Origin of the sequence: Actinosynnema sp. NPDC050436 (assembly GCF_040655415.1) — a bacterium.
Classification (GTDB): domain Bacteria; phylum Actinomycetota; class Actinomycetes; order Mycobacteriales; family Pseudonocardiaceae; genus Actinosynnema.
This window is the reverse complement of sequence record NZ_JBFAJV010000008.1, coordinates 65,479-85,221: the sequence shown is the minus strand read 5'-3', so window position 1 is coordinate 85,221 and position 19,743 is coordinate 65,479. Positions and strand designations below refer to the sequence as shown.

16 protein-coding genes and 1 pseudogene are annotated in these 19,743 nt (G+C 73.6%); 9 read left to right on the top strand and 8 right to left on the bottom strand.

Annotated features, from left to right (window positions below):
* Positions 1–3: 3 nt before the first annotated feature.
* The gene (locus tag AB0I60_RS20480; protein ID WP_360731975.1) at positions 4–936 is read left to right on the top strand and encodes a hypothetical protein; all 933 of its coding nucleotides are present in this window, start codon (positions 4–6) and stop codon (positions 934–936) included.
* On the top strand, positions 927–4,226 hold the full coding sequence (locus AB0I60_RS20475) for a hypothetical protein (RefSeq protein ID WP_360731973.1): 3,300 nt from the start codon (positions 927–929) through the stop codon (positions 4,224–4,226). Before AB0I60_RS20480 ends, AB0I60_RS20475 begins: the two co-directional genes overlap by 10 nt.
* Here the strand turns inward: AB0I60_RS20475 and AB0I60_RS20470 are convergent.
* The 4 genes from AB0I60_RS20470 to AB0I60_RS20455 form a co-directional block, all read right to left on the bottom strand.
* Entirely contained in the window at positions 4,223–7,996 is a 3,774-nt protein-coding gene (locus AB0I60_RS20470) for a hypothetical protein (RefSeq protein ID WP_360731971.1), read from the bottom strand. The two genes, AB0I60_RS20475 and AB0I60_RS20470, sit on opposite strands and share 4 nt — an antisense overlap.
* 77 nt (positions 7,997–8,073) lie before the next feature.
* Entirely contained in the window at positions 8,074–8,802 is a 729-nt protein-coding gene (locus tag AB0I60_RS20465) for a metallophosphoesterase (RefSeq protein WP_360731969.1), read from the bottom strand.
* Positions 8,799–9,047: a BON domain-containing protein gene (locus tag AB0I60_RS20460; RefSeq protein ID WP_360731967.1), complete on the bottom strand. Its 249-nt coding sequence runs from the start codon at positions 9,045–9,047 to the stop codon at positions 8,799–8,801. The genes AB0I60_RS20465 and AB0I60_RS20460 overlap by 4 nt, the downstream gene beginning before the upstream one ends.
* On the bottom strand, positions 9,044–9,598 hold the full coding sequence (locus AB0I60_RS20455) for a nucleotidyltransferase family protein (RefSeq protein WP_360731965.1): 555 nt from the start codon (positions 9,596–9,598) through the stop codon (positions 9,044–9,046). The genes AB0I60_RS20460 and AB0I60_RS20455 overlap by 4 nt, the downstream gene beginning before the upstream one ends.
* A 153-nt stretch (positions 9,599–9,751) precedes the next feature.
* Between AB0I60_RS20455 and AB0I60_RS20450 the strand changes: the two genes are divergently transcribed.
* From AB0I60_RS20450 to AB0I60_RS20440, 3 genes are all read left to right on the top strand, one after another.
* Positions 9,752–9,967, top strand: coding sequence for a DUF2945 domain-containing protein (locus AB0I60_RS20450; RefSeq protein WP_360731963.1), 216 nt, complete (start codon positions 9,752–9,754; stop codon positions 9,965–9,967).
* Positions 9,964–10,281 carry a DUF3140 domain-containing protein gene (locus tag AB0I60_RS20445; protein ID WP_360731961.1) on the top strand — a complete coding sequence of 106 codons (318 nt, stop codon included), beginning with the start codon at positions 9,964–9,966 and terminating at the stop codon, positions 10,279–10,281. Before AB0I60_RS20450 ends, AB0I60_RS20445 begins: the two co-directional genes overlap by 4 nt.
* A 109-nt stretch (positions 10,282–10,390) precedes the next feature.
* On the top strand, positions 10,391–11,353 hold the full coding sequence (locus AB0I60_RS20440) for a DNA topoisomerase IB (RefSeq protein WP_360731959.1): 963 nt from the start codon (positions 10,391–10,393) through the stop codon (positions 11,351–11,353).
* A 48-nt stretch (positions 11,354–11,401) separates the two neighbouring features.
* On the opposite strand, the gene AB0I60_RS20435 is transcribed toward AB0I60_RS20440, so the two are convergent.
* Together AB0I60_RS20435 and AB0I60_RS20430 are read right to left on the bottom strand one after the other, a co-directional pair.
* A complete protein-coding gene (locus tag AB0I60_RS20435) occupies positions 11,402–12,061 on the bottom strand; it encodes a response regulator transcription factor (RefSeq protein ID WP_360732316.1) in 660 nt (219 codons plus the stop codon).
* Between the two features lie 53 nt (positions 12,062–12,114).
* A complete protein-coding gene (locus AB0I60_RS20430) occupies positions 12,115–12,252 on the bottom strand; it encodes a hypothetical protein (protein ID WP_360731958.1) in 138 nt (45 codons plus the stop codon).
* A gap of 164 nt (positions 12,253–12,416) precedes the next feature.
* Here AB0I60_RS20430 and AB0I60_RS20425 point away from each other — a divergent pair, with 164 nt between their 5' ends.
* The 4 genes from AB0I60_RS20425 to AB0I60_RS20410 all read left to right on the top strand — a co-directional run bounded on the left by AB0I60_RS20425 (position 12,417) and on the right by AB0I60_RS20410 (position 17,621).
* Entirely contained in the window at positions 12,417–13,289 is an 873-nt protein-coding gene (locus AB0I60_RS20425; RefSeq protein ID WP_360731956.1) for a universal stress protein, read from the top strand.
* 124 nt (positions 13,290–13,413) lie between these two features.
* Positions 13,414–15,741 carry a phosphoketolase family protein gene (locus AB0I60_RS20420; protein WP_360731954.1) on the top strand — a complete coding sequence of 776 codons (2,328 nt, stop codon included), beginning with the start codon at positions 13,414–13,416 and terminating at the stop codon, positions 15,739–15,741.
* Positions 15,741–16,799: an acetate/propionate family kinase gene (locus tag AB0I60_RS20415; RefSeq protein ID WP_360732315.1), complete on the top strand. Its 1,059-nt coding sequence runs from the start codon at positions 15,741–15,743 to the stop codon at positions 16,797–16,799. Before AB0I60_RS20420 ends, AB0I60_RS20415 begins: the two co-directional genes overlap by 1 nt.
* 129 nt (positions 16,800–16,928) lie before the next feature.
* Complete coding sequence (locus AB0I60_RS20410) at positions 16,929–17,621, top strand: GNAT family N-acetyltransferase (protein ID WP_360731952.1); 693 nt, start codon at positions 16,929–16,931, stop codon at positions 17,619–17,621.
* Between the two features lie 55 nt (positions 17,622–17,676).
* On the opposite strand, the gene AB0I60_RS20405 is transcribed toward AB0I60_RS20410, so the two are convergent.
* Complete coding sequence (locus AB0I60_RS20405; protein ID WP_360731950.1) at positions 17,677–18,573, bottom strand: hypothetical protein; 897 nt, start codon at positions 18,571–18,573, stop codon at positions 17,677–17,679.
* A gap of 389 nt (positions 18,574–18,962) precedes the next feature.
* Positions 18,963–19,689 (bottom strand): annotated as a pseudogene (locus AB0I60_RS20400) (NAD-dependent epimerase/dehydratase family protein); the annotation flags it as partial.
* Positions 19,690–19,743 lie beyond the last annotated feature (54 nt).

Here is a 19,743-nt window from a genome sequence, read left to right as displayed (position 1 = left end):
CGGGTGGGCGAGGTGTGGCTCGGCGACCTGGTCCGCGCGCTGGTGGCGCTGCGGGCCGGGGGCGACCCGGTCGACGCGGGGCTGGCCGGCCGCGTGCGCCGGATGCTGGACCTGGACGTGTCCCCCGCGCCGGGGGAGCCGGCGCCCCGCCTGCGGGCCGTCCCGGTCGACCCGCCGGGGCGACCGGCCGCCGGGCCCGACCCGCTGCGCGCCCCGACCCCCGCGCCCGACCCCGCGCCGTCGCGCGCCGCCCCGGCGGGCGGCGGGGGACAGGTCGTGCAGCGGCTGTGGACCGACCCGCCGCACCGGCCGTGGCAGACCGCGCGGGTGCTGCCGCGCGCCGACGCGCGGGCGGTCGTGCCCGTGCCGCACACGCCGCTGTTCCGGCCGCGCGCGACGGCCGCGATCGTGCACGAGATGTGCGCGCGGGCGCTGCCGGACGGCGACGTGGACGTGGACCGCCTGGTCGCCGCCCTGGCCCGGCAGCACCCGGTGACCGGGCTGCCGCTGCGCACCCGGCGCACCCTGCGCTTCGGCGTCCACCTGGTGCTGGACCGTGGCGAGGCGATGTACCCCTTCCACGCCGACCAGCGGCACCTCGGCGAGGTGGTGCGCGAGGTCGTCGGCCGGGACGTCACCAAGACCACCGTCGTCGTGGACACGCCCCGCAACGTCCGGGCCGGCGAGCGGCTGCCCGAGCCCGGCCGCCCGGTCGTGGTGGTGTCCGGCTTCGGCATCCGCTCCGGCACCGCCCGGGTCGCCGACTGGCAGCGGTACGCGGCGGCCCTGCGCGACCGGGGCTCGCCGCCGGTCGCGCTGGTGCCCTTCCCCCGGCACCGGCTGCCGGGGTGGCTGTGCGCGCTCATGCCCGTCGTCGTCTGGGACCGGGACACCACGGCCCGCGCCGTGCGCGTCGGGGTGGGGCGGTGGCCGTGACCGACGAGCGGGCCGGTCAAGTCGAGGAGCTGACCGCGCGCCTGCGGGCGGAGCTGGACCGCGCCGACCGGCGGGCGGACGTGGAGCTGGCCGTGGCGCTGAGCGCGGCCGTCCGGATCGAACCCGAGCTGGTGCGCCAGGTCCGCTTCCGGGTGCTGCCGCACCTGGACGTGGGTGCCGAGTCCGACTTCTGGTTCAGCGAGTGGGTCGGTGCGCGGCGGCCCCACGTGGTCGCGCTGCACCCGGAGCTGCTGCCCGTCCTGCGCGCCGAGCTGGCACGGCTGCTCCTGCTCGGCGACCGACCGGGGCTGCGCGGGCTGTGGGACGTGCTGCGGGCCGTCCACCGGGGCGGGTCGGCCGTCCTGCTGGCCGAGGAGCAGATCGCCTGGCGGACGTGCACGGGCGAGGACGCCGAGGCGGGCGAGCTGGTGCACGGCATCGTCCGGGCGATGGTCGAGGACGGGCGGGACGCGCTGGCCGACTGGGCGGTCGACGCCGTGCGCCGGCTGCCCGACCGCGTGCTGCGCGCCGACGCCGGCTGGCACCTCGTCACGGCCGCGATGCGACTGCGCCCCGGGGAGATCCCGGTGGACCGCGCCGCCGTGGAGGAGCTGGTCCGGGACGGGCGGGTCGAGTCGGCCCTCGCGCCGGCGGGGCTCGTCGGCGTGCACGGCGTCGACGCGGAGACGGCGTCGGCGGGCTGGCGCGACGACGTCGTCGTGCTCGCGCTGGGCGGCGCGGCCCCGCCGGGAGGGGCCGCCGTCCCGCTGGCACCCGCGCTGCCGCCGCTGGTCGAGGCGCTGCTCGGCGACGACCACCGGGGGCGGTGGCACCTGCTCTCCGACCGGCCCACCCGGATCGACCCCGGCGGGCGGCGGGTCCGGCTGCGCACCCTGGAAGGCGCGGTCTACGACGTGCCCCGGCCGGCGGCGCGCGCCGCACCGCTGCTGGTCGAGGTCGGTGCCCGCCGCACCCGGCTGTGGTTGCAGCCGGTGGGCTTCCCGGTCGACTCCCGGGTCCGGCGCGGCCAACCGGTCGCCCTGCTCCAGCGGGTGCTGGAAGAGGTCCCGGCGGACCCGGAGACCCTCGACGCGCTGTGCGCGTGGCGCGACGCGGACCGGCTGCGCGGCATCCGGCTCCTGCACGGCCGGACCGAGACCGACCGGCTGCGCCTGGCCACCCAGTTCGCCGCCGCGACCGAGCGGGCGGGGTGGCAGGTGTACCGGGGCCGCCAGGACCCGGAGGTCGCCCGCGTGCTCGCCCCCGCCGGCTCCGCCGCGCCGGGGACGGGCGTGCTGATCGTGGTCGACCACGCCGAGGCGTGGCACCCCGAGCACCTGGCCGCGCTGCCGGACGTGCTCCCGACGGGCACCAGGCTCCGCGTGCTGGCCCTGGCCGAGCGGACCGGACCGTGGTGGCACGCGGTCACGCGGCTGGTCCAGGCGGCACGCGGCCCCGGTGCCGCCGAGCCGGACGCCCTGAAGCTGCCGGACAGCGCGTCGGGCCGGGACACCGCCGAGACCGCGCGCCGGGCCGTGGACGTCGTCGGGTCGCTGCTCGGCGTGCCGCACCGGCTCGTGCGCCCCGAGCAGGCATCCGCGAGCACCGACCCGGAGCGCTGCGCCGTGGCCGGCGCGCTGGACGCGCTGGTGACCGGCGCGGGCGAGGCGTCCGACCCCGGCCTGCGCATCCTGCGGCACGAGCACCTCTACCGCCGGGCCCGCGAGTCCGCCGATGCGCGCGGACTGCCCGAACTGGTCTTCCTCGCGACCCTGATGGCCCCGCTCGTGCACGACGACGCGCGGCGGCTGTGCCTGCGGTTCGGGCTGGTCGACGAGCCCGCCCAGTGGCCCGCCCTGCTCGGCCGCTACGAGGGGTTCTACCCGGACGAGCAGCACTACCTCGACCCGTTCGGGCCGGTGGGCCTGTCCGACGTGCTGGTGGACGCGCTGCTGGTCGACGGCGATACCGGCTTCGGCGTCGACCCGGCGTGGGCCCGTCGCGTCGTGGCCGACCTGGGCGCGGACGAACTGCCGCAAGCCGCCGTGCGCAACGCGTTCGCCGTGCTGGCCAGGGCCGCGCGCGCCCGCCTGGTGCTGGCCACCCGCTACCTGCTGCCGCTGGTGCGCAACCACCCCGAGCTGCTGGTGAACGCGGGTGGCGGCGCGGTCGCGGCGGTGGCGCCGCACGCGGACCAGGCGCTGCTGCAACTCCTCCTCGACGCGCTACCGCCCGCCGGCCAACGGCACATCGGGCTCGACCCGGCTGCGGCCGACCTGGAGGAGCGGCTGGTGGCGCAACTGCTCCGGCAGGGCTTCAGCGGGCCGGAGCGGGACGCGCCGCTGCACCTGCGGCTCGCGCGCAGCCGGTCCCGCGCGGGCTGGCTGGAGGGCGCCCTGGAGGAGGCGCAGCGCGCGCGGAGGGACTACGAACGGCTCGTCCCGGTCGAACTGCGCCACTACACGGCCGACCTGTGCGAGGCGCTGGTGCTGGAGAGCGGCCTGCTCGGCGAGCTGGGCAGGCCGTCCGAGGCGCTCGACCGCGCCGAGGAGGCCGAGACCCGGTCCCGCCGGCTGCGCGACCGGGCCCGCCCCGGTGCCAACGCGGGCACCGTCCTGGCCAACCTCGGCAAGCAGAAGGCCAACGCGGGCCGGGCACCCGGCGCCATCCGGGACGCCGCCGAGGCGGTCACCATCCTCGGCGGCCTCGCCGACCTGCGCCCCGGCGACTTCCAGCCGGAGCTGACCGACGCCCTGGTCAGCTACGCCGACCGCTGCGCCGAGGTGGACCGCCCCGCCGACGCCGTCCAGGCGGCGCGGCAGGCCGTGGAACTGGCGGGGCGGCTGGAGAGCTCCAACGAGTGGGCGCACGTCCACCGGCTGGCCACGGCGCTGCTGTGCCTGGGGGCCCACCGCGACTCCGTGACCGACACCGAACGGGCGGTCACCCTGTTCCGCAAGGCGGCGACGGCCTCGCCGGTGCGCTTCGAACCCGCCCTGTCCGCCGCCCTGACCCAGCACGCGCGCCAACTGCTCGACGCGGGAGAGCCGGAAGCGGCCCTGAGGGCGGCGGAGGAAGCGGTGCACGTGGGCCGCCCGCACACCACCGCCCAACCCCGGGCCCACGCGGGAGACCTGGCCCGAGCCCTGTTCACCACCGCCCGGGTCCGGGCGTCCCTCGGCCTGAGCGACGCCGCCGCGACCGCCCTGGACGAGTTCGCGGCCCTGCCGCCACACCCGGACGCCCGCCGCCTGCGCCCGGAGGTGGCCGCACTGCGCGCACGGCTCTAGCCACCGGTCGACGGCACCCGGCGCAGCGCGGCGCGGATCGTCGTGGCCGGGTCGGGGCAATTGATCCCCAGCTCACGCAGTCGGTCGGCCACCCCGGTCACCGTCCGGTCCAGCTTCAGCGCCGCCTCGACCAGGTGCGCCAGCGGTACCGGCTCGTCCTCCCGCAACCACGGGCTCGACCCGTCGAGCCGTTGGGAGAGCAGCACGGTGTCGGCGGCGGACCTGCCCGCCACGGCGGAGGCGTCGACCCGGAAGCCGAAGGCGGCCAGCCGGGCGACGGCCTGTTCCCGGGTCACGTCGGCCAGCCTGAGGTAGCGCATCAGGTGGTGGGACCGGACGGGCTTGTCGAGCGGCAACCACGGCTGCACGCCGTCGAGGTCCTGCGACAGGAGCACCGCGTCGTCACGTCCCGGCCGCGACTCCACGCGGGGCGGGCAGCGGAAGCCGGCCTCGGTGAGCCTGCGGACGACCTCCTCCGCCGAGCTGTTGAGCACGGCCGCCGCCCGAACGACGTGCCCCGGGTCAACAGGCCGCGTGCGGCTCAGCCACGGCGGTGCCCCGTCGAGACCTGTGCTGAACAGAACCAGGTCGTGCAGCCTGCTGGACGCCGGTCCCGTCGGGACCGCCCCGACGGTGATGCCGTGCTGCGCGAGCCGGTGGCCGATCTCCTCGACCGGTCCGCCGATCTTCTCCGCCATCCACCACAGGTGGACCAGCGGGAGGGACGCACCCTCGGGCAACCACGGCACACTCGCGTCGCCGTAGAAGGACAGCAGCCGCACGTCGTCGGTCCTGGGGTGCTTCGGGATGTCGTGCAGAACCCGGAGGTCGAACCCGTAGCGCCGGAGGCGGCGCGTGACCTCGTCGAGGTCCAGGCCGACCTTCAGGAGTCCGTTGACCACCTGCCCGGGCGAGGACGTGCCGGAGTGCTCCTGCAGGAGCAGGGTTCCGTCGGACACGAGGTTGGACACGAGCCCGAGGTCTTCCAGGTCCGGCACGACGTCATCGGAGAACCGCATCGGATCGGGCCCGGTCAGACCCAGCGCGGAGGCGCGCAGCGCGACCGCGCGCGGGGCCGAACCCGTTCGCGCCGCCATGCGCAGCACGTCGTGCGGTGAGAGCGCGCCGTCTTCCTCGTACCAGTGGGCACCGACTTGCAGAAGGCTCGACAGGAGACCGGTGTCCGTTGGTTGGGCCTGGAGCAGCGGTCGCGTCGACATCAGTTCGGGAACTACCTCGGTGAGCACGCGCAAACCAGGGTTCGGCTTGTTCGCCAGCAGTCGCCACAGGTAGGCGTGATCAGCAGGACGGGCGCTCGTCCACTGCAACAACTTCTCCCGCTCGGTGACCCCGAGGACCATGTCACGCTCGGGGTCGGGCACCAGGTGCAGGTCCTGCGGGAAGCGGCTCGCGTCGTGGGGCACCGACCAGCCGCGCCGGTCGCCGGGCGGGTGCGAGGTGCCGGCCACGTGTTCGCTCACCAGGTCGGCGAGCCGGGGCAGGTACCAGCCGACGGTGCCGAACCACTCCAGCGTCGGCATCGCCGTGCCCGACCGGTGCAGTTCCCCGATGCCCCGGGTCACCAGGTCCTCGACCACCTCGGCCACGTCGTCCACGACCTTCGTGCGGTCGACCGAGAGGCGTGGCGCGCGGGCACCGGTCAGGTTCACGACCGCGCCCCGGAAGTAGCCGTCCGCGGTGGGGCCGGCGAGCACGCCGTGCCGGTAGGTCGGGTGCACGAGAAGACCGTCCACGAGCAGCGCGCCGCCGTGCTCGCACCAGATCACCTGGCCGCCGACTGCGGGGACCAGGGTGCCGTGCGCGTCGATGCTGTCCGACTCCCACGGTTGGCGCACCCGCGCGGTGAAGATCCCCGGTTCCCACTCCTCCTGTTCCGCGCCGTGCCGGGCGGTGGTGTGGAACTCGGCGATGCCCAGCACGTGGCGCAGCACCTGCACGCAGGAGGTCTTCTCCGCGCCGCGCAGGTAGAGCCGGACGGTGGTGCCCGGCGTGCGCTGCTCGTCCACCGGCTGGATCTGGAACAGGTGACCGGGGCCGGAGATGGTCGCGCGCAGGGTCGGGCCGGGCCGGCCGTCGACCCGGCCCGTGCGGCACGTGGTCACGGTGATCTCGTCGGCCAGCATGAAGTAGCTCAGCACGCCGATCCCGAACCGGCTGTTGGGGTGGAACTCGACCGGCGGGTCGAGGCTGTTCCAGTCGGCCTGTTCGTCGCGGAACCCGGCCAGGTCCGCGAACCGGACGCCGGCCCGGGAGAACACGCCCTTCAGCTCGGCCTCGCCCATCCCGACGCCGTTGTCGGCGCAGTCGAGGTACGCGCGGCCGTTCTCGTCCACGCCCTGGGTGAACTCGATCCGGCCCCGCCACGCGCTCACCCGGCCGTCGGTGCGGTGCGCGTACTGCTCCCGGGCCTGCCGGTAGCGGCACGCGTCCAGAGCGTTCTGGTACAGCTCGCGCACGGCGAGGTCGCGGTCCCGGTAGAGCTGCTCGCCCATCAGCAGTTCGCGGACGCGCTGCTCGTCCAGGCTGAACCGGCTCCAGCCGGAGAACTCGGGCTCGCCGTCCGGGTCCCGGGCCGCCCGGACGTGCTCCGCCGACGCGCGGGCGGGAAGCCTGCCCAGCACGTCGAGCGTGGTGTGCTTCTCCGCCGCCCGGCGCACGGCGTCGACCAGGGCGTCCACCCGGACGGTGTGGTCGCGCAGCGCCTCGATCACCGCCCCGTGCTGGCAGGAGGCGTCCAACACCAGCCCGTCGGCGACTGTCGTCCACTTGGCGGTGCACAGCGTGTCGCGGAGGCGGTCGAGGTCGACCGGGGCGGGGATGCCCAGGTGCCAGGCGAGCGTGTCGGACAGGTCCGTGATCGGCAGGGACGCGGCGTGCGCGATGCCCAGCAGCAGCCCGAGCAACGGCCCCCGGATGCGCTCCTCGTCGGGTTCGCCCGCGTACAGCGTGTCGTGCGGCGCGCTGCGCCCGAGCCGGTCGGTCCCGCACAGCATCTGCGGTTCCAACCGCAGGCCGTGCAGCAGTTCGCGCACCCGGTCGGCGGCCAGCGGCTCCGCCAGTCCCGCGTCGGCCACGCCGACGTCGGCCAGCAGGGCGGCGACGGCACGCGGCTTGACCAGTTCGGCGCGCTGCCGGACCCAGCGGTTGAACAGCCACCAGCCGATCTCGCGCCGGGCGTTGGGGCGGTCCGGCAGCTCCGGCAGCAGGGCGCGGTCGAGCAGGCGGGCGTTGGCCCGCAGGTAGCGCTCGTAGTCCGCACGGTCGCCAACCGAGGTTCCCAGGTCGAAGTCGGCGGGCTGCACCGCGCACAGCACCGCCGCCGCGCGACTCCACAGCGCGTGGTGCAGGAACGGGACCAGGGCCAGCAGCGCGGCCTCGGCCGGGTCGAGCACGGCGACCGGGCCCAGCTTCTGCGCCAGCAGCCAACCGACCCGCTTGGCGAACCGGTCGGCCTGGGTGGGGTCGAGCCACGGGTCGTCCGCGAGCACCTGCCCGGCCTGGTCGCGCACGGCCGCCAGGTTCGCGGCGACCGCCGCCACCCCGGCCCGCAGGTTGGTCACGTCGCGCCCGACCGGGACGTGCGCCCACGCACGGGAGTCGACGGCGAGCGCGACCCAGCGGTCCGTCGGCAACGGCGGCACGATCGGGGGCGGGCCGTAGAAGTTGACCGTGTTGGCCTGGACCACCGGGCCTTCGACGGTGCCGCTGATGTCGTTGTGGGTCTTGTCGCCGCCGCCGAAGACCGCCAAGCCGTTCTCCCTCCACGCCTCGGCGGAGGTTAGCGCGCAGCCGGGCGCGAGTGGGGCTCACATCGCGGGGTGGCCCGCTACGCGCTCACGGCTGCGGGCTCGACGCAGTAGACCGTGTACGCCGTCCGGATGATCGGCTGGGCGACGTTGCGCACCCGCACACCACCCGGCGTCAAACCCTGTTCGGTGCCGAAGTGCGCGTGGCCGTGCACGGCGAGATCCGTGCCGGTCGCGTCGATCGCCTCCCCGAGCAGGTACGAGCCGAGGAACGGGTAGATCTCCGGCGGCTCGCCGCGCAGCGTGTCCGGCACGGGGGAGTAGTGGGTCAGCGCCACCTTCACGTCCGTGTCCAACCCGGCCAGCGCGCTCTCCAGGCGTTCGGCGATGCCCATGGTGTGGTGGATGAACGCCTTCATCTCCGGCTCGCCGAACGCGCTGCCGCACTTGCCCGCGAACCCGCCGCCGAACCCCTTGACACCCGCCACGCCCAGCGTGTGGCCGTCGATCTCGAAGGTGGCGGTGTCGCCCTCCAGGACGACCAGTCCGGCGTCTTGGAGCACCTGCGTGACCTCGGCCGGCTGGTCGGCGTGGTGGTCGTGGTTGCCCAGCACCGCCACCACCGGCACCGCCAGGTCCTTGAACTCGTCGGCCACCACCTGCGCCTCCGCGACCGTGCCGTGCCGGGTCAGGTCACCCGCCAGCAGCAGCACGTCGGCGTGGTCGCCGACCTTCTCCAGCGCGGGCCGCAGCAGGCCCCGCGCGTCCTCGCCGAGGTGCACGTCCCCGACCGCACCGACCCGGATCATCGCAGCTCCTCCCGACCGTCGGGCTCGCCCGCCGGCACCACCCGCACGTCGTCCAGCACGGTCAACTCCGGTGCCACCTCGCGGATCACCGCCTCCAGCTCGTCCCGGCGCGCGGCGCACGCCACGTCACCGGACAGCAGCACGTTGTCGCCGCGCACGGTCACCCGCACGCCCAGCTCGGTGGTGCGCGGGTCCTCGGCCAGTGCCCGGCGCAGTCGCGCGGACAGGTACTGCTCGGCGGTCATGGTGCGCTCCTGAGGTCCAGGCGTTCGGTCAGCACGAGGAACGCCTCGGCGTACGGGGAATGAGCGGTGGCCTCGACGACGGCGTCCCAGTCGATCTGCTCGCGCAGCGCGCGGGCGAAGGGGAGCAGCTCGCTGAAGTCGCACCGGTGCCCGTCGAGCACCAGGAGCTTGCTCACCATCACGTCCGTCGCCGGCATCACCGGCAACGTCACCGAACTCACCGCCAGCTCCTCGGCGCGGGCCAGGGTCTCGTCGGTGACCGGCAGCTCGTTGGGGCGGAACAGCAGGTCCACGAGGGAATCGCCGTCGTAGACCTTCAACAGCCAGTCCTCGGGCGCGTCGGCCGCCCTCATGCCCACGGCCACCAACGCGCTCACCGCGGCCTTGGCGTCCTCCTCCCGCACCAGGATGTCCACGTCGTGTTCCGTCGCCGGCCCACCGCGCGCGTACACCGCGCAACCGCCTGCCAGCGCGAATGGAATGCCTTCTGCGCGGAGTCCGTTGGCCGCCTTGACCAACGTGCGCAGTAACTGGTCTTGAACGCCGCTCATGCCCCTGGCTACCCCTGAGGGCCGGAATTCACACCGGGACCGTGTCGGGCACCGGGCAGTTGTCCACGAAGGACGGGGCACTCCTCCGGGTGAAAGCGCCCGGCGGCACGCCGCCGATGTGCGGGCGGCCGGCCGCCGACCCAGACTTTGTGCATGGGTGAGAAGAAACCGCACAAGGGCGACAAGGTGACCTGGTCCAGCCACGGGCAGACCGTGCACGGCAAGGTAGTCGAGGAGATCACGAAGGACACCGAGGCCGCCGGTCGGACGGTCCGGGCGTCGAAGGACGACCCTCAGTACCGCGTGCGCAGCGACAAGAGCGGCAAGGACGCCGTGCACAAGCCGAGCGCGTTGAAGGACGAGAAGTGAGCGAGGAGTTCGCCGACGCGGTCAACATGACGGCGGGCGAGCTGGAGAAGTGGTTGAAGACCGACGAGTCGAAGTCGGTCGGCCAGTCCGACGGCGGCGAGTCGGTCGGCCACGAGTCCGGCCGGCGCATCGTCAAGCTGCTGCGCAAGAAGAAGGGCGAGCTCACCGACGACGACCAGGCGCACATGCGCAAGGTCGTCGGGTACGTCCACCGGCACCTGGCGCAGCGCCCGAGCGGGGACGTCGAGCACACGAAGTGGCGCTACTCCCTGATGAACTGGGGTCACGACCCGCTCTCGGACGCGAAGCGCTGACCGGCGGCGCAGGCGCTGTCGGAGCCGTCCGCCCGGTGCCGGGTGACCCGATCCGGGCGGGCTCGGTCGTCGGCGTTTCGCAGGCCCCCGGCGCGGGCACCTCGCCGAGGTGAGATTGCGCCGCAGCAACCCGAGAGGCCCCGGCTGGAAGCGGCGACCGCGCGGTCGGGGCTTCAGCTACACCGACGCGGACGGGGCCGTGCCGGACCCCGACGAGCTGGGCCGGATCAAGTCCCTGGCCATCCCGCCGGCGTGGCGGGACGTCTGGGTCTGCCCGCACGCCAACGGCCACCTCCAAGCGGTCGGCACCGACTCGGCGGGCCGCCGCCAGTACCTCTACCACGAGCGGTGGCGGCAGGACCGGGACGAGGAGAAGTACGACCGCGTCCTGGAACTGGCGCCGAAGCTGCCCGAGTTCCGCGCGAAGGTGGCCGACGCGCTGCGCGGCCGGGGGCGCGCGCACGACCGGGTGGTGGCGTCGGCGCTGGCGATGCTGGACCGGGGCGTGTTCCGGGTCGGCGGCGAGTCCTACGCGGAGGACAACGGGACGCACGGCGTGGCGACCCTGCTGTGCGGGCACGTGACCGTGCGCGGCGCGGTGCTCCGGTTCCGCTACCCGGCCAAGGGCGGCATCGAGTTCACCACCAGGGTCGAGGACGGCGACCTCGCGCGCGCGGTGAAGGCACTGGGGAAGGGCCGGGAGGCCGACGAGCGCCTGCTCGTGGACCAGGCGGGTCACGGGGTGACGGCGGACGACGTGAACGAGCGGTTCAAGGAGCTGGTGGGCGAGGAGCACTCGGTCAAGGACCTGCGGACCTGGCACGCGATGGTGCTCGCCTCGGTGGCGTTCGCCCGGGAGGAACGGCCGTCGTCGGAGCGCGGGCGCAAACGGGTCGCGTCTGCGGTCATGCGCGAGGTGTCCGAGCACCTGGGCAACACGCCGGCCGTCGCCCGGAAGTCCTACGTCGATCCGAGGATCGTGGAATTGTTCAACAAGGGGATCGTGCTCCCGGACGTGCACGGCGACCGGGAGACGGTGGAGAAGGCGGTCGTGGCACTGCTCACGAAGTGAACCCCGCCGACTCGGCTGAGCTGAGCCCGCCTCGCCGGGCGGGACGCTTCAGCCGTTCTCGCGGGTCGACGGGTCGGGTCTGCGCAGGCGGGTGGCCAGCACGGCGGCCTGGGTGCGGCGTTCCAGGCCCAGCTTGGCCAGCAGGTGCGAGACGTAGTTCTTGATCGTCTTCTCGGCGAGGAACATCTCCTCGGCGATCTGCCGGTTGGTCAGCCCGCGCCCGATGTGGTCGAGCACGACCCGCTCCTGGTCGGTCAGCACCCGCACCGGGTCGCCCTGCTCCCGCTCCCGCCGGATGCGGTTGAGCAGCGCCGAGGTCGAGCGGGCGTCGAGCAGGGACTCGCCGGCGGCGACCGTGCGGACCGCCGACACCAGGTCGGTGCCCAGGATGCGCTTGAGCACGAACCCCGATGCGCCCGCCATGATCGCGTCGAACAGGGCCTCGTCGTCGGTGAACGACGTCAGCATCAGGCACTTCAGGTCCGGCAGCAGCGACCGCAGCTCGCGGCACAGCTCGATGCCGTTGCCGTCGGGCAGCCGCACGTCCAGCACCGCCACGTCCGCGCCGCTGACCGGCACCCGGGCCAGCGCCTCGGCCACCGACCCGGCCTCGCCGACCACGTCCAGGTCGTCCGCGCCGGTGAGCAGCTCCCGGACCCCGACCCGCACCACCTCGTGGTCGTCCACGAGGAACACCTTCGCGCCCACCTCAGCCATCGTGCCTCCGCGATCGGGGTCCTCCGCGACCAGGGTATGGGGTGTCACCGGCGCGCGTGACGCCCGGTCGGGCGGGGTCGGCGCAGCGCCACCACCGCGAGCGCGGTCGCCGAGGTGATCGCCACCACCCCCGCCGCCGCGTGCAGGGCAAGGTCCCAGTCCGAACCGTAGTACCAGCTCATCCTCACTCCTCTCGGCCTCCATTAAGCCATCCGGGGGAACGCGACACCGCGGTCTTTGGTCCTCGTCCAGCCGGGACCTACGGCCGCTGCCGGGTCGCCGGGCGGTGCCTAGCGTCGGGGTTGTCGACGGGCGGGTTCCGGGGTCTTCGGAAAGGATTGGGTTCATGAGCGTTCCGATCGTGGTCGGGGTGGACGGTTCGGCGTCGGCGCTGTCGGCGGTGAAGTGGGCGGCCGAGGAGGCGGGCCGGCACCGCGTGCCGCTCAAGCTCGTGCACGCCTACCTGGTGCCCGGGCGCGGCTACCCGGAGATCGTCCTGACCGGGCACGAGGTGCGCCAGGCGCTGGAGGACCAGGGCCGGCAGTGGCTGGCCGAGGCCGAGGCCGCCGCGCGGGCCGCCGCGCCGGAGGTGGAGGTGTCGGTGGCGCTGGAGCACTCGGGCGCGGCCGGTGCGATGGTGTGGGAGTCCAAGCGGGCCCGGTCGGTGGTGCTCGGGTCGCGCGGCCTGGGCGGCTTCACCGGCGTGCTGGTCGGGTCGGTCGCGGTGGCCGTGTCGGCGCACGGCGAGTGCCCCGTGGTCGTGGTGCGCGAGTCGGTCCCGCAGGACGGGCCCGTCGTGGTCGGCGTGGACGGCTCACCGGCCAGTGAACGGGCCGTGGGGTTCGCGTTCGAGGCCGCGTCGATGCGCGGCGTGCCGCTGGTCGCGGTGCTCGCCGGTAACGAGTTCCTGGTCGACCCGGCGTTCGGCGGTCCGCTGGAGGTGGACTGGGAACGGGTCGAGCAGGAGGAGCACGTGGTGCTCGCCGAGCGCCTGGCCGGCTGGCAGGAGAAGTACCCCGACGTCGAGGTCGAACGGGTCGTGGTGCAGGACCGCCCGGCGCGGGCGCTGCTCAAGCTCGCCGAACGCGCCCAACTCCTCGTGGTCGGCAGCCGGGGCCGGGGCGGTTTCAAGGGCATGGTGCTCGGTTCGACCAGCCAGACCCTCGTCTACCACGCGCCGTGCCCGCTGGCCGTCGTCCGACCGGCCACCACCTCCTGACCGCCCACCACGTCCGACCTGTTCCGCACAGCGCGACCTGCACGACCCGGATTCCGGGTAATCCGTGGAGCGACGGGTACCCGGCGGGCACCGCGAGACGACCGAACCCAGGGGAAGGGCACGGATGACGGACCTGTCACTGGTCGACGCCTACTGGCGTGCCGCGAACTACCTGTCGGCAGGTCAGATCTACCTGTTGGACAACCCGCTGCTGACCGAGCCGCTGACGACGGAGCACATCAAGCCCCGCCTGCTCGGCCACTGGGGCACCACGCCCGGCCTGAACTTCCTCTACGCGCACCTCAACCGGGCGATCCTGGAACGCGACCTGGACGTGCTGTTCGTGACCGGCCCCGGTCACGGCGGCCCGGCGCTGCTGGCCAACACCTGGCTGGAGGGCTCCTACAGCGAGAACTACCCCGACGTCCCGCGCAACGAGCGCGGGATGCGCCGGTTGTTCCGCCAGTTCTCCTTCCCCGGCGGGGTGCCGAGCCACGTCGCACCGGAGGTGCCCGGGTCGATCCACGAGGGCGGCGAGCTGGGCTACTCGCTGGCGCACGCGTTCGGCGCGGCGTTCGACAACCCGGACCTGCTGGTGGCGTGCGTGATCGGCGACGGCGAGGCGGAGACCGGTCCGCTCGCGGCGAGCTGGCACGGCAACAAGTTCCTCGACCCCGTGCGCGACGGCGCGGTGCTGCCGATCCTGCACCTCAACGGCTACAAGATCGCCAACCCGGCCGTGCTGGCGCGCATCCCGCACGAGGAGCTGGACGCGCTGCTGCGCGGCTACGGCTACGCGCCGTCCTACGTGGAGGGTGACGACCCGGCGGAGATGCACGCCAGGATGGCGGAAGCCCTCGACGGGGCGTTGGACGAGATCCGCCGCATCAAGGCATCCGGCAACGACGAGCGCCCGCACTGGCCGATGATCGTGCTGCGCAGCCCCAAGGGGTGGACCGGTCCGTCCGAAGTGGACGGCGTGCCGGTCGAGGGCACGTGGCGGGCGCACCAGGTCCCGCTCTCGGGCGTGCGCGACAACCCGGAGCACCTGCGGCAGCTGGAGGAGTGGCTGCGCTCGTACCGGCCGGAGGAGCTGTTCGACGACGGCGGCCGGCCGAAACCGGAACTGCTCGCGCTCGCCCCGTCCGGCCCGCGCCGGATGGGCTCGACCCCGCACGCCAACGGCGGCCTGCTGCTGCGGGAGCTGCGGCTGCCCGGCGTGGCCGCGCACAGCGTCGAGGTGGCCAAGCACGGCACCACGGCCTCCGAACCCACCCGCGTGCTGGGCCGGATGCTGCGCGACGTGGTCGAGCTGAACGCCGACCAGGGCAACTTCCGGCTGTTCGGGCCGGACGAGACGGCGTCGAACCGCCTGGACGCGGTGTACGACGCGACCGCCAAGCAGTGGCAGGCCACGGTCCTGCCGGTGGACGAGCACCTCGCGCACACCGGCCGGGTGGTGGAGGTGCTCTCGGAGCACCTGTGCCAGGGCTTCCTGGAGGGCTACCTGCTGACCGGGCGACACGGGCTGTTCAACTGCTACGAGGCGTTCATCCACATCGTGGACTCGATGTTCAACCAGCACGCGAAGTGGCTGGGCACGAGCCGCCGGCTGCCGTGGCGGCGCCCGGTGGCGTCGTTGAACTACCTGCTGTCCTCGCACGTGTGGCGGCAGGACCACAACGGGTTCTCCCACCAGGACCCCGGGTTCATCGACCACGTGATGAACAAGAAGGCCGAGGTGGTCCGGGTCTACCTGCCGCCGGACACCAACACGCTGCTCTCCATCGCTGACCACTGCCTGCGCAGCCGGGACTACGTCAACGTCGTGGTGTCGGGCAAGAACCTCACCCCGGACTGGCTCGGTCCGGAGGAGGCCGCGCTACACTGCGCGCGCGGTGCGGGCATCTGGGACTGGGCCGGCACCACGGACGGCGACCCGGACGTCGTGCTGGCGTGCGCGGGCGACGCGCCGACGCTGGAGGTCATGGCCGCCACCGCGCTGATCCGCGAGCACCTGCCCGAGCTGAAGGTGCGCGTGGTCAACGTGGTCGACCTGATGCGGCTGCAACCGGAGACCGAGCACCCGCACGGGATGCCCGACCGCCAGTTCGACGCCCTGTTCACCCCCGACCGGCCGGTGATCTTCGCCTACCACGGCTACCCGTGGCTGATCCACCGCCTGACCTACCGGCGGACCAACCACGAGAACTTCCACGTGCGCGGGTACAAGGAGGAGGGCACCACCACCACGCCGTTCGACATGCTGGTGCTCAACGACATGGACCGCTACCGGCTGGTGATCGACGTGATCGACCGCGTGCCCGGCCTCGGCCCGAAGGTCGCCGGCGTCCGGCAGCGGATGCAGGACCAGCGCGCCCGCCACCACTCCTACATCCGCGAGCACGGCGAAGACCTGCCCGAGGTCCGCGACTGGGCGTGGCCGTACTGATGCGCGTGCTGGTGGTCAACGCCGGTTCGTCGAGCCTCAAGCTGTCCGTGCTCGACGGCGGGGAAGTGGTGGCGCAGCAGCACCTGGAGCGCTGGGACGGCACGGGCGGGGTGGCGGAGTTCCTGGCCGACGCGCCGGACGTGGACGCGGTGGGGCACCGGGTGGTGCACGGCGGCCCGGACTTCACCGGCCCGGTCCTGCTGGACGACGGCAGCCGGGCCGCGATCGAACGCCTGACCGGCCTCGCGCCGCTGCACCAACCCCGGGCGCTGGCGGGGATCGACGCGGTGACCTCGCTGCTGCCGGACGTGCCGCAGGTCGCGTGCTTCGACACGTCGTTCCACCACACCATGCCCGCCTCCGCGACCACCTACGCGGTGCCGGCGCGGTGGCGGGACGAGTGGGGCGTGCGCCGGTACGGCTTCCACGGCCTCTCGCACGCCTACGCGTCCCGGCGTGCGGCGGAGCTGGCACCCGGTTCCCGGGTGGTCACCTGCCACCTGGGCGCGGGCTGCTCGCTGGCGGCCGTGCGGGACGGCCGGTCGGTGGACACCACGATGGGCTTCACCCCGTTGGCCGGCCTGGTCATGGCGACCCGCAGCGGCGACGTCGACCCGGGTCTGCTGGTGTGGTTGCTGCGCAACGAGAAGGTGTCGGCGGCCGAGCTGGAGGACGACCTGGAGCACCGGTCCGGGCTGCTGGGCCTGGCGGGGAGCGCGGACCTGCGGGACGTGCACCGGGCCGGCACCCCGGAGGCGGACCTGGCCGTAGAGGTGTTCGTGCACCGGCTGTGCCAGGGCATCGCGGCCATGGCCGCCTCCCTGGGAGGTCTGGACGTGCTGGTGTTCACCGGCGGGGTGGGCGAACACGACGCCGAAGTCCGCGCCCGCACCGCACAGGGCTTGGCCTTCCTGGGCGTCGCACTGGACGCGGACCGCAACACCGCCCGCGAGGGCGACGAGGTGATCAGCACCGACGACTCGACGGCGGCCGTCGTGGTCGTCCAAGCCCGCGAGGACCTGGAGATCGCCACCCTCGTACGAGAAGCCCTGACCTGACGCTCCCTCCACACGAGACCGGATGTGTGGCGGCGCTTACAGGTTCACCATGTGGGAGGCGGTGGACAGCAGCCCCTGCCCGACCGATGATTCGCCCGCTTGCGAACAACGGTACTCGGGGGCGTGCGCATGACATCACCGCTGGACCACCCGGCCTGGGCGTCGCTGACCGGCCCCCACGCCCACTTCGCCGAGGGCCGGGGGCAGGTGCTGCGCTACCGGACGGACGTCGCCCCGTTCCTGGCGCTGCCACCCGAACCGGACGAGCGGGTGTGGGACGACGTCGCCGCCCTGGCCGGACCGGGCGGGCTGGTCCCGATCAGCGGCGAGACCCCCGTCCCGCCACCGCCGGGCTGGGTGGTGGATTTCCGGGGCGCGGGCGTGCAACTGGTGGACGACGGCGTGCGCGCGGTGGAGGACCCCGAAGCGGTGCGCCTGACCGCAGCCGACGTCCCGGAGATGCTGGACCTGGTGGACCGCACCAAACCGGGCCCCTTCCGCCCCCGGACCGTCGAACTGGGAACCTACCTGGGCATCCGGCACAACGGCACCCTGGTGGCGATGGCCGGCGAACGGATGCACCCGCCCGGGTGGACCGAGATCAGCGCCGTGTGCACCGACCCGGCCCACCGGGGCCGGGGTCTGGCCACGAGACTGGTCCTGGCCGTGGCGGCGGGCATCCGAGCCCGGGACGAGATCCCGATGATGCACGCGGCAGCGACCAACACCCACGCCATCCGCCTCTACGAATCCCTGGGCTTCCGCCTGCGCCGCACGTCGGAGTTCTCCGCCCTCCGCGTCCCCCTCGCGGAAGTCGCCTGAGGCACTCCAGGACTCCGTGACCTGCGCCTCTCCCGGGGTCCCCGGTTCTCCCGCGTCAATCCGACCGTGGGCGTCTGGACAACTTCCACGCCGCGTTGGCGGCGAGCGGGACGACCGCTCCCAGCAGTCCGACCGCCACGCCGATGAGGTAGAGGTCGCGCTGCCCCGCCTCCTCCGCCTTGATGTCGATGATCGATCCGTAGGGGCGGACCAGGGAGGCGTCGGTGTCCAGCCAGGACAACGACCCGGCCTCCAGGGTTTCGGGGGCGACCAGGTCGACCTTCTCATGGGGCCGCAACTGCCTGTAGTCCACCGCGACGTCCAAAGTGGACGGGACGTAGACCGGCGCGCCGATGCCCAGGGTGAGGGGCAGGGACCGCGAGGTCGCGGGTCGGTACGAGGTTCCCGCCCGGGGGAGGGAGAAGTTGGTCCGCTTCCCCGCCGAGGTCGAGAACTCGTCGTCGGCGTACACCGTCACTTGGGCGAACATGGCCGAGGTCTCGTTCCGGACCAGCTTGCCGGTGACGACGAGCTGCTCGGTGCCCCGGGGGGCGACCGTGGGTCCGTCCGCAGGTGCGACGACGGTCGTGCACTTCACGTCGTCGTCCGGTACGGCGTACAGGTTGTGCCAACAGCCGTGCTCGTCCTTGTCGTCCCTGTCCCAGGACGCGGGTGGGCGTGCCGGCGAACCCGTGAACACCAGTCGGAACTCGACGCTGTCCGGCTGGTACTCCCTGTCCGCCGAGATCGTGAGGTCGATCTGGTTGCCGTCGTCGAACACGTCGACGGTCAGCACTGCCGGAACACCCGGTGCGGTGAAGTAGAGCTTCACCTCGCCCGGGTCAGCCGCTTGTGGCGGAGAGTCGGAGATCCGCGTGAACTCACTGTGGAACCACAGCAGGGCTGCCACCGACCCGACGACGATCAGCAGGTTCACGGTGAGCGCGACCACATCCCGCCTCCTCCGCCGGTCACGCCGCGGAACCGCTGCGGGCTGCACCGCAGGTGGCCTGACGGCGTCGGCGCGCGGAGTCCTCGCGGCACGAGTGGTCGGGTCGGCTCCTCTCGTCCGTCTGAGGACCGCCACGAGCACGGCACCCGCAGCCAGGACGCATCCCGCGAAAAACCGCCGCATCGACCCTCCACCGGTCGTCGGACATCGACCGAACTGCCTGCTGCCCGATCATGGCATGGTGGTGGAGGGGGCCTGTGCCGCGCGGGTCGAGACGCCGGTCGTTGCGGGGTGGGCGTGTCGCCCGAGGTGGCGCAGACCGCCGCCGGTGCTCCCGCGTGGTCAGCTCGCGTGCGCCAAGGGCGAGGAGCGGCGCCACTCGACCGTGCGCGAAGCCCCTCGCCCAGGTCCACCCGGGGCTTCCAGCTCAGCAGCTCGGCGGCGCGGGACGTGTCCGGGCACCGCCGACGCGGGTCGTCCGCCGGGGCGTCCACCAGGTGCAGCGGCGAGGACGACCCGGTGATCTCCCGGATCGTCTCGGCCAGCGCGCGGATGGTGATCTCGTGCGGGTTGCCGACGTTCACGGGCTCGTGCACGTCGCTGCCCGCGAGGGCGAGCACACCGCTCACCGTGTCCGAGACGTAGCACAGCGAACGGGTCTGCGTGCCGTCGCCGGTGATGGTCAGCGGCTCGCCCGCGAGGGCCTGGCGGATGAACGTCGACACCGCGCGGCCGTCGCGCGGCAGCAGGCGCGGGCCGTAGGTGTTGAAGATCCGCACGATCCCGGTGTCCACGCCCTCCGCGCGGTGGAAGGCGGTCACCGTACGCCTCGGACGTCGACGCCATCACGAACCGCGCGCCCGCGTCGCGGGCCAGTGCCAGCGCGTTGAAGGTGCCCTGGCTGCCGACCTTCAGCGTGGCCACCGGCCGCGCCAGGTACTGCGGCGGCGACGCGGCCGAGGCGAAGTGCAGCACCAGGTCGTCGATGCACACCACCTCGGCACCACCGCCGATCAGGGCCTCGCACAGGTGCGAGCCCAGGAAGCCGGCCCCACCGGTCACCACCACCCTGCCGAAGCGGGTCACGGGAAATCCTCCTTCGCGCAGTTCGCGCAGTTCGCGCAGTTCGGGGAGGTCTTCATTGTGGGACCGGCCCGGTGTGCCGTCGCG